Below are 14,306 nucleotides of genomic sequence, written 5' to 3' on the forward strand. Positions count from 1 at the left end.
CCCATGCCCCGTGCGACCGCCAACGCACCCCACCACGCGGCTAATGCGGGTTTCGCCGCATTGGCGTGTTCTGCCTGCTCAGCGGGGATGGGAGCCATCTGGGGAGCCGATCCGGGAGCCAATGTCTAGGCTGACTTGGTCTTCTGATCTTCGAAGATGACGTTCATCTTCTCTGCGCCCGTGGTGATGACCGGGCGGAGTTCGTGACGGTAGACGGTTTGGGTGGTGCGGGTGTCGGAGTGCCCGACGAGGTCACTGATCTTCTCCAGGGCGACGCCCTGGTCACTCATGATGGAGACGAACGTGTGCCGGAGTTCGCGCGGCACCCACGACTCACCGAGTCCGGCGGCTTTGGTGATCTGCCGGAAGCGGCGTGCGACGTCGCCGTCTGTGTAGGGCGTCCCGTCCTCTTTGCAGAAGACGAGGTTGTGACCCTGCCACGCGTCGCCTGCTTGGAGCTTCTCAGCGGCTTGCCGCTTGCGGAGGGCGGTGAGGGCGTCCACGGCCATGTCCGCCATGGCGATACCTCGGCGGCTTCTCTTGGTCTTCGTGTCGCCTCCGTCTCGGTCGGAGCGGAGGACGTAGACGACCTTCTTCTTGAGGTCCACGTCCGTCCAGGTGAGCGCCCGGAGTTCTTCCGTGCGCAGCCCCGAGACGATCGCGAGGATGACGTACGCGCCGAGTCGGTGACGTGGCTCCTCGGCAGCGCGGAGCAGTGTCGTTGCCTGTTCCAGTGAGAGGGAGCGTGACCGCTTGGTGGGCCGCTTCCCGTGTGGTGTGTCCACCAGTAGGGCCACGTTGCGCCCCACCTTGTCGCGCCGTTCGGCGAGGCGGATTGCTCGCCTTAGGAGACCGTGGACGATCTTGAGAGTCTGCGTCGTCATGTCCTTGGCGCACTCGTCAAGCCAGGCCTCAACGTCGTCCGCTGTGAGTTCCGAGAGCTTGGCCTTGCCGATCTTGCTGATGATGCGGTTGTCGGCGAGACCGCGGTAGGTGGTCATGGTCGCGTCGCTCTTGCCTTGCTTGGCGAGGTGGACGAGGAGAGCGTTCACGGCCTTCTCCACCGTGTAGTTGCGCTCGGACTGGACTCCCTTCTCGATCTCGTCGACGAGGTCTCTCAGCTTCGCCTTGACGGCGTCCTTGGTCCGTCCCTTTCGCTTGGGTCGGTTACGCGTGCCATCCGGCTTGGAGCCGAGTGAGATGGCTCCCGTGTAGCCGTTGCCCTCCGGATAGATGGTCGCTTCGTAGTTGCCGATGAGGATCTTGGCCAATCGGATCCCTCCTCGTATCGGTCGAGGTCACCAACGACGATAACTCAAGACGTCCCTAGACGTCCCTAGGTTGGGAGGTCCGTTCGCGGTCATCTGCGGACGGACCTCCCGGGGCTTGTCAGCGGTTGGCCTCTTCGAGGGAGGGCTCTTCGAGGGAGGTGACGAACTCGGCGAGGTGCCGGTCAGTGATGCGGCGCAGCTTGCCGATCTTGATGCTGCGGAGTTGGCCGGTGCGGATGAGGAAGTAGACCTTGTCTCGTCCGATGCTGAGGATGTCGGCCACTTGTTCGACGGTGTACGCCTGTATGGGGCACCACCTCCTCTCGCCCGGGGGCCGGGCGTGTGCGCGGTGTGGGTCGGTGATCATCTCCTTGGTTGCGGTGGGTGCTCGTCTCCGTCTCGTCTCACGGACGTCTCCGCCGTGCTTACGTGCAGGCGCACGCGCGTGAGATGAGACGTTGAGACGATTACCGGGTGTGATCGGGCGCCTTGTAGCGTCCTCGTCCGACTTGGACGGCGCGGCCGGTCTTCACCAGCTCGGCGAGGCGCCGGTAGAGGGTCGGTCGGCTCAGTTGCGTGATCATCATCAGGTGTGCGATCGGGAGCCCCTCGTCTGGCGCATCGTCCAGGGCTTGCCTCAGCGCTGTCTCGGCGTGGTCTTCGCGGGACGGCGTCACGGGGACGGACGGGGGAGGGCCGGGCGTTGTGCGGGCCTCGTCCAGGGCGCGCCGGGAGACTTCGTCCAGCGCCGGACGGGTGGACGCGTGGCGCTCTGCTGTGTCGGCCACGGTGGCATCGGTGAGCAGGTAGGCGCGGGCGCGTCGTGGGGTGTCGTGTTCGGGTGCGGAGAGGAGGAACTTGCCGGGTGCGTTGAGGGTGTGGGCGTGCCATCCGGCGCTGAGCATCCCTTGTCCAAGGATGAGATCGACGTCCTTGCGTTCCCGGACGCGGAAGCTCACGCGCACGTCCATCTGAGACCGGACGGCGCCCTTGCCCATGGCCTTCTGTGTGGGCCGCTGAGTGGCTGCGATCAGCGTTACGGCGACGGCGCGTCCGCGCCGCGCGATTGAGTCGGTGTCGCCAGCGGCTTCGGGAGCGTCGTCGGCGAGTTCGGCGTACTCGTCCACGATGATGACCAGTGCGGGAAGGTCCGGCGTCGGCTCCCACACGCGCCGACCATTCGCTGTGAGCCAGTCGGCGCGTGCCTCCAGGACGGTGACGGCGTTGCGCAGCATTGCGCGGGCTTGTTCCGGTGTGGTGGCGAGTCGATCGATGCAGGACGCCCACGGCTGGAGTTCCATGCCGCGCTTGAGGTCGATGGCCCAGATGACCACGTCCCGGCATGCGCTGAGATTGCCGATCAGGACGTTGATTCCGCCGCTCTTGCCCGAACCGGCCACACCTCCGAAGAGGCCGTGACGTCGCAGCAGGAGAACACGCGCGCCGGTGGCGTCTTCGAACGGGCCGAGGTCGATCGGTTCGGTAATGGATGAGACGGATGGTCCGGGCCACAGGATCGCGTCGGCGTGCGGGTCGGTGTCGAGTACCCGCAGTTCGAACCGGTTGGCTTTGTCGTCGCGTGTCGGCGAGACCCGCACAGCGCCCCGGAACGTCCCGAGAGCCGACTCGATTGCGGGCACCTTTCCGATGACGTCCTGGATCGTTTGGCCGCGTGCCAGGGCGAAGCGTGCGCGCCATCCCCACACGTCCACTACCGCGGATTGTGCGCGTGATCCGGCGAGGCCGACCGATTGCGCGATGTCCGGCCACGCGGCTATCTGCCGATCGACGCGCACCTTAGCGCGCCGCCTGCGATGCACCCACCAGGGCACGGCGAGCACGAACCCGCCGCCGGCGAGCATGAGGGGGAGCGGCTGGGACGCGATACCGAGTGCGGTAGCGGCAGACAGCCACCCACCGGCGCCCAGGGCGACGGTAGCGGCATAGATCCGCTCGATTCGGAGGGCGAGGCCGACCCGTTCACCGAACAGAGCGAGAGCCCAGGCGATGGCCGTTGCGAGGCCCAACAGCCATGGCCACCATTCCGGATGCGTGAGGTGCAAGAGCGTCGCCCCAAAGACGAGGGCGGCCACCATGTAGACCGGCGCCAACTCCGAGCGGTATCGCCACATGGCCCTTGCGACGAGGACTCCCGCGACGTCGGGGAACGGCCCGTCGCTGTCGATGACCACCATGGGTTGAAGCCCGTTGCGGCGCATCTTGTGGGCGTGCCGCCGCATCTGACGTGTGCGGGTCATGTGCGCCCCCAGGTGTCCGGGGGGAGGTGCCCTTGTGCGCGAAGTTCGTCGCGCAGGTAGTACAGCGGATCCGGTTCGGCATCCCGTTCGGCCTTGAGGGTGGCGCGTCCGGCGGCCACCAGGTTCGCGCGGTCCCGCCGTACATTGGCGAGGACGGACGCAAGCCGGGTGATCTCGGAGACGAGTGCGGGGACGTCGGCGAGTGCGGCGTAGAGGCGAAGCCACAAGTCCTCAATGGACGGCATTGCGGCGGACAGGTTCGAGACGATTTCACGCGCGGCGAGATTGCGCGTTCGTACCTCCTGAACGTTGACCTTGACGTGCGGCGGGATATCAGGCACCAGGGCATCCCTCCCTTCGGTTGGGAACGTCAGTGCTGAGAAAGCGACTGGACGAGGACGGACACCAGTCGGCGAATCTCCGGCGCGGCACTGGTAGCGGCGAGGAAGAACCCGAACAGCAGGCACACCGCGATGTGCCAGCCACGTAGTCCCATGTACCGCCACGCGACCCACACCACCGCGCCGAGGATCACCACCAGAGGAATCGAGACGTCCACGGGGTTCACCTCCTCAAAGCCACAGGTCCGGGAACCGGGAGCCGCGCCCCCGCCGGAGCCACCGGGCGCGGGCGCGGCACTTGCGGCACCGCCGGTTACCGGGCTCGACACGCGCGCCGCACGCGCACGCGTGGCCGGTGATGACGCGAGGCATGCGCTGCATGCTCACCGCCCCGCCGGTACACGCTGGGGCGTGTCGTCACACGTCCGGGTGCGGGTGCTGAGTAGACGCACGGAGGCCGTGCCGCAGCGGGACGAGTCGGTACGGCCACGGGCGGCCCGGCGCTCTTCGTTGTGGATGCCGATGACGAGCATGGCGAAGATGCCGCAGGTGGAGCCCGCGAGGAAGACGGCGATGATCGATGCCAGGACGAGGATCATGTGCGATCACTCCTCTCGTATGGCCCGTTTCCGGCGGGGGCGGTTTCGGGCGTTCGGTGGCTTACGAGAAAGAGAATGCGCGTGATGTGGGGGACGAGATCACTACATGACTGGACGTGTTCATGACGTCCTTCTAGGGTTGATCGCGTCCCAGGACGTCCCGGATCCCGGACGGGTGCATGCCGAACGAACGCCTACGCGCAACTCTGCTAGAGCAGGGCCTGACTATCGCCACGCTCGCCGAGTCACTCGACGTGGACCCCAAAACGGTAGAACGCTGGATCACCAAAGACCGCACCCCGTACCGGCGGCACCGTTACGCAGTGGCTTCGCGCTTGGGCGTAGACGAGACGTTCCTCTGGCCGGACGCCCTTTCCAACGAGCAAGTCACCGCAGCGTCCACAAGCGAACTGGTGACGATCTACCCGCACCGGACGTCCGTCCCGAGGGACGCATGGGGACGTCTCTTCGCCGCAGCCGAGGAAGAGATCAGCATCCTGGTCTACGCGGGCCTCTTCCTCTCCGAAGACGCCGGAATCCAACGGACGCTCGCAGACAGGGCCAGAGCAGGCGTCCGCGTCCGCATTCTCCTCGGCGACCCGAACAGCCCCCAGGTAGCCGAACGCGGCACAGACGAGGGCGTAGACGAGGCCATGGCCGCCAAGATCCGCAACGCCCTCGTCCTCTACAAGCACCTGCGCACACAAGACGGCGTAGAGTTCCGCTTTCACCGCACGGTCCTCTACAACTCCATCTACCGCGCCGACGACCAGCTCCTCGTCAACACACACGTCTACGGCGTCACGGCCCCACACGCCCCCGTCTGGCACCTACGCCGCATAGCCGGCGGAGACCTGGTCAACACCTACCTAGAAAGCTTCGAACGCGTCTGGGAAGGCGCCACACCCATACCAGGGGACTGACCATGGGCCGCAGAATCGACTACTACAACGAACCCAACGCCCCCAAGGCCAACAGCCTCGTCCCATCCGTCAACGTAGTCGTGGAAAACGACAAGGGCGAGATCCTCATGATCCGCCGCACCGACAACGATAATTGGGCTCTACCAGGCGGCGCAGTGGATCTTGGCGAGTCTGTAAAGCAAGCTGCAATCCGCGAGACCAGAGAAGAAACCGGGATTGATATAGATATCATTGGTCTCGTCGGTATCTACAGTGACCCGAAGCATGTTATCCACTACACCAGCAATGATGAAGTGCGCCAAGAATTCTCAATCCTCTTGATCGGTCAAGGTCTTGGTGGACAGCTAACGCCCAGCAACGAATCATCTGCCGTTGAATGGCTTAGTTCTTCACACATTACGGCCCTACTAATGGACCGATCAATGAAGCTTCGTCTTGGTCACTACTTTGAAAGGCGCGATACACCTGTCGTAATATAAGCCATCACCTCGGTGTCTCTATTGATCTCCGCTTAGTATTGTTCTGCGATCAACTGAGCCCCCTAAAGGAGTGTTCGTGCCAATATTCATCAGCTACTCTCACTATGACAGCGACTTTGTCGATAAACTGGCGATGCAACTGGTGCAAAGGAAGATGTATGTCTGGCTCGATCGGTGGGAGTTGCAAGTAGGAGATTCCCTACTTACTAGAATTGAAGCTGCAATAACCACCGCAAGTGCTCTTCTTGTGATCCTTTCGGTGTCGTCGGTTGATTCGCCTTGGTGTAGGGCTGAAATCAATGCAGGGCTAATGCGCGAGCTAAAGGAGCGAAAGATTGTTGTGCTTCCGATATTAATTGAAGATTGTGATGTCCCGATCTTTCTCCAGGATAAAATACATGCGGACTTCCGTGCCGATTTTGATGCTGGCCTTAGAACTGTCATGGAAGCAACCGCTGGCGTTACAAATGCAGCTATGAGCCGTACGGAGGGCGGGCAATACTATACAGACTGGTCTCTTGACTGGGGCGAGGTAGACGAAAGGGTCATGCTTCGCGTCACCTTTGTCCAACAAGCTGCAGAAGCTCCGTACACGATCCTTTCGACTATTGTAATCATCGGAAATGACGAGGCTAGCAAGGTGTATGGCGAACTTGTTCGTGACAAGGGTGAGGAGCAGGCGCATATATCTGTCCTAGACTTCATCTCCGGGAAGTTGAAGCACGCAACAGACACGCGCATTCGGCTATCTGATCAATTTGAAAGAGGTGCGGAATATATGTTTTCCGATGGTCAATCTAAGTACTATGTTGAGACTACCGCGAGACGCCTAGGGGTAGATACCGGTCGAGATGTTCTCGTTGCGATTGATGAGCATTTGGTAAATGCAGTAAATTATATGAAAGAAGTTGTGCGGCAGCCTGGCGAGTGACATTCGGAAAAGTGCCACGTTCCAGAGCAAGGCGATCAGCTATAGAAACTTTCCGGAGAGATTTTGCCTAAGCATGATTTGTTCATCTCCCATGCGTCTGAAGACAAGGATGACTTTGTTCGTCCTCTTGCTAACGCCCTGGAGAGGCTCGAACTAGATGTTTGGTATGATGAATTTAGTGTTACTTTTGGTGACAGCGTCTCGGCGTCTATCGACGCTGGCTTGAAAGATTCCCGTTATGGTGTCCTCGTGTTGAGCCGCAACTTTCTCTCGAAACGTTGGCCAGAGTATGAGTACCGCAGCCTTATTGCACTAGAGGATGGCAAGCAAAAGAGAATAATACCGATCTGGCATAACGTTACTCGCGATGAACTGTTGGCATATAGTCCTTATCTTGCCGACAAGGTCGCAATTCTATCTGCCGGCAAGGAACCGCTTAGCGTCGCGCTTGAAGTGATGCGTATTGCTGTGCCGGAGAAGTTCACGGAACTGGTGCGAAGGCATGCGGCCCAGCAGGCATCTAAAGATCTTCCGTCCATGGAATTGAGGAAAATCAGCAAATGGCCTTTCATGTGGGGGCCGCTAAAACAGTCAGAACTCAGACGACTCAGGCTTGTGCGAGAGATTCTTGCAGAAGTTTTTCCACAGACGTGGGAAGATTTGGTCAGCGATTTCCGTAGGGATATGCCGAGCGCCCGTGAAGGGGAAATCCAAATCTGGGAACGCCTGGCTGGAATCTATGCCGTAATATCTAGGAAATATTCGTTGACCAAAGGCCAGAAACAGTCTCTTTTTGCAGAGCTAATGAGAGAGAGTCTGGCGATTCCAGTCTCCCCTGACTCGAAAAATCCGGAGTGGATTTTGCGGGCCGTTGAAGATTATCGTGAGAGTTTGCCCGATGGTGGCGAATAGAGCCGCCCATTTTCCTCAGTAAGGGAAATTAATTCCCCTTCAAGGTTGCCGCCATCTTTTCGACTAGCTCAATTCGACGGGCTGGGGTGATGTTCCTGAAGTCGGCATAGTAGCGAGTGGCTGCGAAGGTGGGCAGTTCGACATCCTTGATAATTACTGGAATAAAGCGCCGGCCCTCTTCGATTGATTGCTGCATGAGTGTCGCATATTCTTGTTTAACCCATCCGCTATTCAGTGAGTCCGGACTAAAAACGAGGATTCCGTGAGAGGAATCCCTTATCGCCTTCTCGACCGCGTGAATGAGGATGTCGCCAGCATCCAAGAATATTTCATCGCGGGCGATTTTCAGCCCATTCTTTTCGAGATCCTCGCAAAAATCTAGAACCCAATTGGCGTCAGCATGTGAGTAAGAAATAAAAGCATCGTAAGTGGCTGTCATTTCTGGCTCCGTTTCTGAGGTCCCCTGCGGGAGGGGAATTGAGGAACGCGTATGGCCAGACTCGCCGCTGCGTCGTGGGCGGATGGCTGCCCATCCAAAATAGGCGGCAACTACGCCAGCCATTGTACCGATTGCCGTGAAAATCAACCCTGCTATATCCACAGAGGCTAGGTTAGCGGTCGGGCGGGGGGTTTGTGGGCGTTCTAGGCAAGTTGGACTGGGTCGGATGAGCCGACGGGGCGGCGCCTTCGCGGAGGCTCGACGTGTCAGGCGTTGAGCCCTAGGTCGTCTCGGACCTTGTAAACAGCGCCGATCAGTTGAGCGGAGGCATTCGAGATGGCACGGCTGACGAGGTGGCCGTTACCGTATCGGGCGCGGATCTCTGAGAGTCGCTCCTCAACCTGAAGTAGGTTTCCTTCAGGTCCTGTGGTCATGTCGCAGTAGATCAAGGCCTCGCTCAGTACTGGCGCCTTGCCGCCGAACTCCCTCGTCATGTCTTCATCGAGACCGCGTTCATATGCTTCGACCAGCGCGCAGGAATGGTGTGCCACTAGGCGGCACAGGTGGTCGTCCGCGCGGTGGGTGTCGCGGAGATAGCGGGCGCCGTCTAGGGGGTGGAAGCCACTATCTACGAGGTCGGGGGCGTATCCGATGTCGTGGAGCCAGGCGGCGGCTTCTAGGAGGTCGGCTTGGTCGCCGAGGATGGGGGCGAGGGTGCGGGCTTGGCGGGCTACGCCTTGGGTGTGGGCCCAGCGGCGGGGGAGTGGGGCCTCCAGGTGTTTGCGTGCGAGGTCGGGTGCCCATGCTGCGGTGTTCTTGTTCATGGGTTCGACGCTACGGGTGCGGGTGTGGACGTCCACGGGCGTGTGTGGTTCATCTGGGGACGTCTTGGCGGACGTAGCGTCCTTTGCCGTGGACGCAGGTGACCAGTCCAGCGGTTTCGAGGGTGATGAGGGCCGTCCGGGCCGTGGAGCGGGATACGCCGTAGCGGCGGGAGAGTTGGGTCTCGCTCGGTAGGGCATCGCCGGGTTGGAGGCGTCCGTCCTCGATCTGGTGGCGTAGGTTCGCGGCGATGTTCTCGGAACGGGTGCGGGGTTTGGTGGCCTCGTCCCGGACGAGGCGTCCGACGCCTGTGCGGACGGTGATGAGGCCCTCGTCCTGCAAGGCGGACAGAGCCCGCCGCACGGTGTTGCGGGCAACGCGGAACTCGGCGCAGAGGGCGGCCTCGCTCGGTAGGCGTGTGCCGGGGGCGTAGGTGCCGTCTGTGATGCGTTGGCGTAGCGCGTCGGTGATGCGCGTGTAGGTGCCCCATGCCGTGCGGCGGGTCATGTCAGAGCTGCTCGTCCCTGAGCGGGTCGAATGCCGCTGCGACCCAGGGTGTGAGCAGGATGGCGAGTTTGTCAGCGGCGAGTTCGACGCGCCTGCATGGGGTGAGCCATAGGCCGGTGCTGGATTGGTACCACCAGGCGCCATCGCCCCAGGCCACGGACACGCTCTCGCCGATGGTCGGGGTGCACTTGGAGTAGATCCTCAGGAGGCGGCGCGGCCCGGTGGTGCGGAGCTGGGTCTTCCATCCGTCTCGGCGCATCACCAGGGACAGGAGGGTGAGGTGCCAGCGTGCGCGCCATGGGCCGCTGTAGGTGGGCAGAGGGAGCGCGGCCGGTGCATTCGGGGGAATCCACACCAACCGCGCCACCTCCTCCCCACCCCGAGAGGCCGCGCTCCCCTTCGCGGCCTCCTCTGGTGACGGCTGCGGAGATTGATGCCGCGCCATCACCAGGTCTCCACGCGCGCGACCTCAGCGCGTGCCGCCTCGTGGACGAGCGCTTCGCGTAGTCCGGCGGGGCTGGATCGGATCACCGTGGGGTCCACTCCGGCGTGCGGGTCGTGCAAGCTGGCGACCCAGTCCCCGAGACGTCCGTCCCAACGCACGGCGCGCCAGATGCGGTGACCGGTGAAGTCACGGCGCAACTGGGCGAGTGCCTCGTCCGCCGCTCGCGCGTCGGCCTCGTAAGGGTTGGGGGCGGCCTTCTGGGGCCATTCGGTGGACATTCTGGCTCCTTGGCTTGCGTGTGGGGCTTAGGCGAAGAGGTGTCTTCGCGGTGTGTGTTGAGCCTTCCGTCCGGGGCGGGACCTCTCCATCGGCATCTAGGGACGTCTTGGGACGTCTTCTGTTAGCGTCGCTTGTGCGTCGTTCTCACTTGCACTGCGGGAGGTCCGGTGAACGACTTGTTGCGGCGTGCCCTTGCCGACGCGCATCTGACCGAAGCCGGCGTTGCGGCCCGGTTGGGTGTGGACCCCAAGACCGTCCATCGGTGGGTCTCTGGGCGTGTGCCGTACCCGCGACATCGGGCGCGGGTCGCGTCCCTGGTCGGGCGAGATGAAGCGGACTTGTGGCCGCAACTCGCCGTGACGAACGTCCGGGCAGAACCGGCGGTGATCGACGTCCTAGCGACCTATCCGCACCGGTGGGCCGTCCCCCGTCCGGTCTGGCAGCAGCTCTTCCGCGGCGCGCGGGACGAGATCGGTGTCCTGGCCTACGCGGGGCTCTTCCTCGCCGAGGACACCGGCATCATGCGCGCACTCGCTGAGAGAGCGCATGACGGCGTCTCAGTGCGCGTCCTGCTCGGCGACCCGGACGGGACGTGTGTCGCTGAGCGCGGCAGTGATGAGGGCGTGGGCGAGTCCATGGCTGCGAAGATCCGCAACGCCCTCGTCCACTACCGGGCTCTGCGGGACGTGGACGGCGTTGAGATCCGGCTGCATGACACCGTCCTCTACAACTCGATCTACCGCGCCGATGACGATCTACTGATCAACCCGCACGCCTACGGCATCGCCGCATCACAGGCTCCCGTGCTGCATGTGCGGAGGGTGGAGGATGGCGACATGGCAAGCACGTACCTGGAGAGCTTCGAACGTGTCTGGTCAGGATCCAGAGCGGTGGCATAGCTCGCTTGCATAGGGGGGATTGCTACCGTTGACTTCCAACAACTTGCAGATCGGCCCCTAATGCCACGATCGCTCCGCGCGTTGTGTGCAAAAGCGTTTCAAGGGAGCTAAGTCGTGGCCTTGTGTGGTGGCTATCACGGTTTGCCTGTGCCTCGTCGTATATCTTTCGGCTGATGTGGGGTTGAACGATAACAACCTGCTTCCTGTCTGACGGACTAATGCATTCGAGCATGTCCAGGAATTCGGTCCTGTCCGCAACCCTGAGGCCGTCAATCCATGACGCACATTCTCGCTGCTTCTGCGGTATTTGGAGAACCTCGCCCAACGTGACGAGGTCGGCGAGGAGGCGGCCGTTCTTTGCGGCTTGGCCGGTAACAACCTCGTAGGCGCTAACGGCAATGCCACGGTGAGGGGAGCTGCTATGCGCGGCTTTGACGTGTATGAGGCTCAGTACGCCATCATGGCTGAGATGAACGAAGTCGGCCGCTTCGCCAGGACCGTCGTCGCAAATCAACCAGCCCGATGAGTAATGTCGAGAAACCCAGCCAAATAGAGAAGTATCATTTTTGCTGCCAATATTGGCGTGTATTTCTTTGGGGGTGTTTCCTGGCTTCTCGACAGTGATGTCAAAGCCGGAGAAGCTAAGGAACCTCCAATTCTCGAAGGGGGTGAAATTGATGTTCCTAGTGGCGATGCCGCCAGCTGCTATTGCATGCCCCGAGTCATAATAGACCGCCAATAGATCGTGCCGCTTTAGGGCATTTAGGACTCTCGTAATGGAAGGTGCTGATCCTGATATTTGCTGGAACTCAAAAGTTGCCTCGCCAGCCCTCATGTGAGTTGTCCCACGAATGGTTCCAAAAGAGTCATCTGTTTCAACTTCTAGCTTAAAATTGGCGGTAGAAGGCTCCCCGATAATGTTGAACGATGCCCGGCCTAGAATTTCGGCCGCCTCGATCATCTCGTCGGTTATGTCCGTGCTGGTGGGTAGCTCATCTGGTGTTACAGTTAGGATGTCATAGGCGCTGTGCACACGAGTGAGATCATGTGTCTCTACGGCAAGAATGGGGAATGGACGATCTAGAGGAGTTCCATTGATGACGGTGTCTCCAAGAAGTTCCAGGGCTTCTGCGCTCGCTTTTATGAAGTCATAGAAGTCCTGGGATCTCCTATTCCAAACGAATCCTTTCCCTGGTGACGCTCCTATTGAGCCAAGGAGTGCCGTGGATGTCGCATCTTCGGTAATGCTTGTCCTTACGGCGGCCATGGCGAATGAGCTATCTTCTAGTGGGTTAAGGGCGTCCTCTACTCGCATGCCGGTTATGTGTTTGGTGTCGGGACGTATCGCGCTCCTTGTGTGTGTCCCACGGAGCCATAGCCCTTTCGCTTCACCGCGAAGAAAGGCGCCCTGCAGTACGCTGCGAGATACCTGCGAGAAGGGTGGGCGAGGCTCACGTTTCATCCAGTTTAGTATTTTTTCGCGCAAAGGTGCTTCGCAGTGAATGGCGAACATCCTTCCGCGTCGCAATGCGATTACCAGACTGTGAGTTGTGTCAATATAGATTGATTCTGACGTGACCCAACTTGGAGGAGCTTCAAGTTTGTAGATGAACCCGTCGATCTGGTCGATGGTCGACGTGTAGTTGCTTCGAATGGCTTCTATCAGACCATCGTTAAAGCCTGCACCCAGCAACGTATAGGTTCGATTTTCTCGACTCTTTATTGCTGACCTCATGAAACTCATCAGCATGTCGAATGCAAGCTCATCTGGCTGGTCGAATATAAGTTCGTCCGGCTCATTTGTGCACTCAAGGAAGAGTAGAGATATGTAGGGGCGCAGTGGATTTTCCGTGATTAGGCTAAGGGAATTCTCTCTAGGCATATTCGTTCGTTTCTTCTGGGGTATGTGTGACTCGCGGTCTCTGGTGCGCTGTCTCAGTGTTACTCAAAAACATGATTGAGCTTTCATTGTCCGTCGCGATTGGCGATTTGACACCTGTGTGGCATCTTCCGGACACGCTAGTGGCAACATCCGGCCAGGTCCTCTAGTCGGCTCCAAAGCTGGGTTGATTCTTGACGAGGGGTCTGTAGCGTCGGTGGTGACGTCCGTGCTTGTGGGCCGTGCTCGGACGGAACTAGTGCTGACACGAGCAACCCCGGTGACTCATTGATCACCGGGGTCTTCACAGCCGTTTATGACTTCTGCTGAGTCATGCCAGAGATGATTCGTTTGACCTTACGGCGATCAATGCCGTGGCGCTCGGCGAGGTGGCGTTGAGAGAGCGGACGGCCCGGACCGTTCAGGCTTGCCTTGTAGTCGTCCAGGACCGCTTGTTCCGGTGTCTGCCCCGCTTTGGTGCGTGGCTGTTCCGGGTTGGTGCGTTGTTCGTCCTGGGCGAGGTTGCCGCGTGCGGCGTTGCGGGTGAGGGTCATCAGGAGTTCGAACGAGCCGACGAGGGCGAGCGCGGGCCATGCGCTGACGATCGCGCCGATCGGGCCGTGGGACGCGCCGTGTGCCACGTTGGCGCCTACCGTCGCCACGATGCCCACGGCGAGGCTCCACTTCGCCAGCGGAGGAGCGGGTTGCCTGCGGCGGCTCGAATCCAGGATCACCATGGACGCTGCCCAGATGAGGCCGTCCACTGTAAAGGGGACGAGGCGTGCCGTGGGGCCGGTCTCGCCGTGGGAGTGGACGAGTTCGTAGGCGTGACGGTACGAGATGACGGCCGCCACCACGGCTACCGCCACCACGGCGAGAGCGGTCGTGATCCGGATGAGGCGGTCAGCCACGGGCCAACTCCTTCCGCCACTCCATCACGCATGGGTCGTTCTCGCCGTGGGTGATGACGCGTTCGGCGAGTGAGAGGGCCGTGATTGCTGCATTGCGGTCCAGGGGTGTCGGCCATGTGGTGACGTGCCAGGCGTTCCCTGTGCGGGCGCCGGTGGCTATGACCTTGCCGTCGAGGACGACGGTCATCCTGTCTTCGGTGATCTCTAGGGACATGGGCGTCTCCTCTCCCGCCTGGGGGAGCCACGGGAGCCAGAGAGGGGAGCCAACGAGGCTCGATCCGCTCCGACTCACCGCGACTCCTCCGGACGTTTCTGCTGGTGAGAGGCTCGTCGGGCGACGTCTCCCGACTTGGTCCGATCCCGTCAGAGGCAGCGCGGCTAATGCGGGTTTAACGCGGGGGTGGGTTTTGT

At 61.0% G+C, this 14,306-nt stretch carries 19 protein-coding genes; 5 read left to right on the forward strand and 14 right to left on the reverse strand.

The window, feature by feature from the left end:
* Positions 1-125 precede the first annotated feature (125 nt).
* The 6 genes from E1285_RS36485 to E1285_RS36510 form a co-directional block, all read right to left on the reverse strand.
* Positions 126-1,271: a tyrosine-type recombinase/integrase gene (locus E1285_RS36485; RefSeq protein WP_243723291.1), complete on the reverse strand. Its 1,146-nt coding sequence runs from the start codon at positions 1,269-1,271 to the stop codon at positions 126-128.
* 118 nt (positions 1,272-1,389) lie between these two features.
* Positions 1,390-1,638: a helix-turn-helix domain-containing protein gene (locus tag E1285_RS36490; RefSeq protein ID WP_132159157.1), complete on the reverse strand. Its 249-nt coding sequence runs from the start codon at positions 1,636-1,638 to the stop codon at positions 1,390-1,392.
* A 100-nt stretch (positions 1,639-1,738) separates the two neighbouring features.
* Complete coding sequence (locus E1285_RS36495; RefSeq protein ID WP_132159158.1) at positions 1,739-3,529, reverse strand: FtsK/SpoIIIE domain-containing protein; 1,791 nt, start codon at positions 3,527-3,529, stop codon at positions 1,739-1,741.
* The gene (locus E1285_RS36500) at positions 3,526-3,870 is read right to left on the reverse strand and encodes a hypothetical protein (protein WP_132159159.1); all 345 of its coding nucleotides are present in this window, start codon (positions 3,868-3,870) and stop codon (positions 3,526-3,528) included. The genes E1285_RS36495 and E1285_RS36500 overlap by 4 nt, the downstream gene beginning before the upstream one ends.
* A 29-nt stretch (positions 3,871-3,899) precedes the next feature.
* The gene (locus E1285_RS36505; protein WP_132159160.1) at positions 3,900-4,088 is read right to left on the reverse strand and encodes a hypothetical protein; all 189 of its coding nucleotides are present in this window, start codon (positions 4,086-4,088) and stop codon (positions 3,900-3,902) included.
* A 165-nt stretch (positions 4,089-4,253) separates the two neighbouring features.
* Complete coding sequence (locus tag E1285_RS36510; protein ID WP_132159161.1) at positions 4,254-4,469, reverse strand: hypothetical protein; 216 nt, start codon at positions 4,467-4,469, stop codon at positions 4,254-4,256.
* A 179-nt stretch (positions 4,470-4,648) separates the two neighbouring features.
* Here E1285_RS36510 and E1285_RS36515 point away from each other — a divergent pair, with 179 nt between their 5' ends.
* The 4 genes from E1285_RS36515 (at position 4,649) to E1285_RS36530 (ending at position 7,714) form a co-directional block, all read left to right on the forward strand.
* Entirely contained in the window at positions 4,649-5,392 is a 744-nt protein-coding gene (locus E1285_RS36515) for an XRE family transcriptional regulator (RefSeq protein WP_132159162.1), read from the forward strand.
* 2 nt (positions 5,393-5,394) lie between these two features.
* Positions 5,395-5,871 (forward strand): NUDIX domain-containing protein, encoded by a 477-nt coding sequence (locus E1285_RS36520; RefSeq protein ID WP_132159163.1) that lies wholly within the window; start codon positions 5,395-5,397, stop codon positions 5,869-5,871.
* Positions 5,872-5,947: 76 nt separating this feature from the next.
* On the forward strand, positions 5,948-6,802 hold the full coding sequence (locus E1285_RS36525) for a toll/interleukin-1 receptor domain-containing protein (protein ID WP_165966910.1): 855 nt from the start codon (positions 5,948-5,950) through the stop codon (positions 6,800-6,802).
* A 63-nt stretch (positions 6,803-6,865) separates the two neighbouring features.
* A complete protein-coding gene (locus tag E1285_RS36530; protein ID WP_165966911.1) occupies positions 6,866-7,714 on the forward strand; it encodes a toll/interleukin-1 receptor domain-containing protein in 849 nt (282 codons plus the stop codon).
* Between the two features lie 28 nt (positions 7,715-7,742).
* On the opposite strand, the gene E1285_RS36535 is transcribed toward E1285_RS36530, so the two are convergent.
* The 5 genes from E1285_RS36535 to E1285_RS36555 all read right to left on the reverse strand — a co-directional run bounded on the left by E1285_RS36535 (position 7,743) and on the right by E1285_RS36555 (position 10,205).
* The gene (locus E1285_RS36535; protein WP_132159166.1) at positions 7,743-8,315 is read right to left on the reverse strand and encodes a toll/interleukin-1 receptor domain-containing protein; all 573 of its coding nucleotides are present in this window, start codon (positions 8,313-8,315) and stop codon (positions 7,743-7,745) included.
* 104 nt (positions 8,316-8,419) lie between these two features.
* Complete coding sequence (locus E1285_RS36540; RefSeq protein ID WP_132159167.1) at positions 8,420-8,977, reverse strand: HD domain-containing protein; 558 nt, start codon at positions 8,975-8,977, stop codon at positions 8,420-8,422.
* 49 nt (positions 8,978-9,026) lie between these two features.
* Entirely contained in the window at positions 9,027-9,482 is a 456-nt protein-coding gene (locus E1285_RS36545) for a winged helix-turn-helix domain-containing protein (RefSeq protein WP_132159168.1), read from the reverse strand.
* A 1-nt stretch (position 9,483) separates the two neighbouring features.
* Positions 9,484-9,840 (reverse strand): hypothetical protein, encoded by a 357-nt coding sequence (locus E1285_RS36550; protein ID WP_132159169.1) that lies wholly within the window; start codon positions 9,838-9,840, stop codon positions 9,484-9,486.
* 86 nt (positions 9,841-9,926) lie between these two features.
* Positions 9,927-10,205 (reverse strand): hypothetical protein, encoded by a 279-nt coding sequence (locus E1285_RS36555; RefSeq protein WP_132159170.1) that lies wholly within the window; start codon positions 10,203-10,205, stop codon positions 9,927-9,929.
* 339 nt (positions 10,206-10,544) lie between these two features.
* On the opposite strand from E1285_RS36555, the gene E1285_RS36560 reads away from it, so the two are divergent.
* Positions 10,545-11,105 (forward strand): DUF5919 domain-containing protein, encoded by a 561-nt coding sequence (locus E1285_RS36560; protein ID WP_347814115.1) that lies wholly within the window; start codon positions 10,545-10,547, stop codon positions 11,103-11,105.
* 22 nt (positions 11,106-11,127) lie between these two features.
* On the opposite strand, the gene E1285_RS36565 is transcribed toward E1285_RS36560, so the two are convergent.
* From E1285_RS36565 to E1285_RS36575, 3 genes are all read right to left on the reverse strand, one after another.
* Positions 11,128-12,987, reverse strand: a complete 1,860-nt coding sequence (locus E1285_RS36565) for a hypothetical protein (RefSeq protein WP_132159172.1) — start codon at positions 12,985-12,987, stop codon at positions 11,128-11,130.
* A gap of 311 nt (positions 12,988-13,298) precedes the next feature.
* Positions 13,299-13,895: a DUF2637 domain-containing protein gene (locus E1285_RS36570; protein WP_243723292.1), complete on the reverse strand. Its 597-nt coding sequence runs from the start codon at positions 13,893-13,895 to the stop codon at positions 13,299-13,301.
* Positions 13,888-14,109 carry a hypothetical protein gene (locus tag E1285_RS36575; RefSeq protein ID WP_132159173.1) on the reverse strand — a complete coding sequence of 74 codons (222 nt, stop codon included), beginning with the start codon at positions 14,107-14,109 and terminating at the stop codon, positions 13,888-13,890. The genes E1285_RS36570 and E1285_RS36575 overlap by 8 nt, the downstream gene beginning before the upstream one ends.
* Positions 14,110-14,306: the final 197 nt, after the last annotated feature.

This window comes from Actinomadura sp. 7K507 (assembly GCF_004348425.1).
Classification (GTDB): Bacteria; Actinomycetota; Actinomycetes; order Streptosporangiales; family Streptosporangiaceae; genus Spirillospora.

Coding starts and splice junctions, on each gene's coding strand:
- E1285_RS36490 (WP_132159157.1), bottom strand. CDS start 1,638: ATGATCACCGACCCACACCGCGCACACGCCCGGCCCCCGGGCGAGAGG.
- E1285_RS36495 (WP_132159158.1), bottom strand. CDS start 3,529: ATGACCCGCACACGTCAGATGCGGCGGCACGCCCACAAGATGCGCCGC.
- E1285_RS36510 (WP_132159161.1), bottom strand. CDS start 4,469: ATGATCCTCGTCCTGGCATCGATCATCGCCGTCTTCCTCGCGGGCTCC.
- E1285_RS36515 (WP_132159162.1), top strand. CDS start 4,649: ATGCCGAACGAACGCCTACGCGCAACTCTGCTAGAGCAGGGCCTGACT.
- E1285_RS36520 (WP_132159163.1), top strand. CDS start 5,395: ATGGGCCGCAGAATCGACTACTACAACGAACCCAACGCCCCCAAGGCC.
- E1285_RS36540 (WP_132159167.1), bottom strand. CDS start 8,977: ATGAACAAGAACACCGCAGCATGGGCACCCGACCTCGCACGCAAACAC.
- E1285_RS36545 (WP_132159168.1), bottom strand. CDS start 9,482: ATGACCCGCCGCACGGCATGGGGCACCTACACGCGCATCACCGACGCG.
- E1285_RS36555 (WP_132159170.1), bottom strand. CDS start 10,205: ATGTCCACCGAATGGCCCCAGAAGGCCGCCCCCAACCCTTACGAGGCC.
- E1285_RS36565 (WP_132159172.1), bottom strand. CDS start 12,987: ATGCCTAGAGAGAATTCCCTTAGCCTAATCACGGAAAATCCACTGCGC.
- E1285_RS36575 (WP_132159173.1), bottom strand. CDS start 14,109: ATGTCCCTAGAGATCACCGAAGACAGGATGACCGTCGTCCTCGACGGC.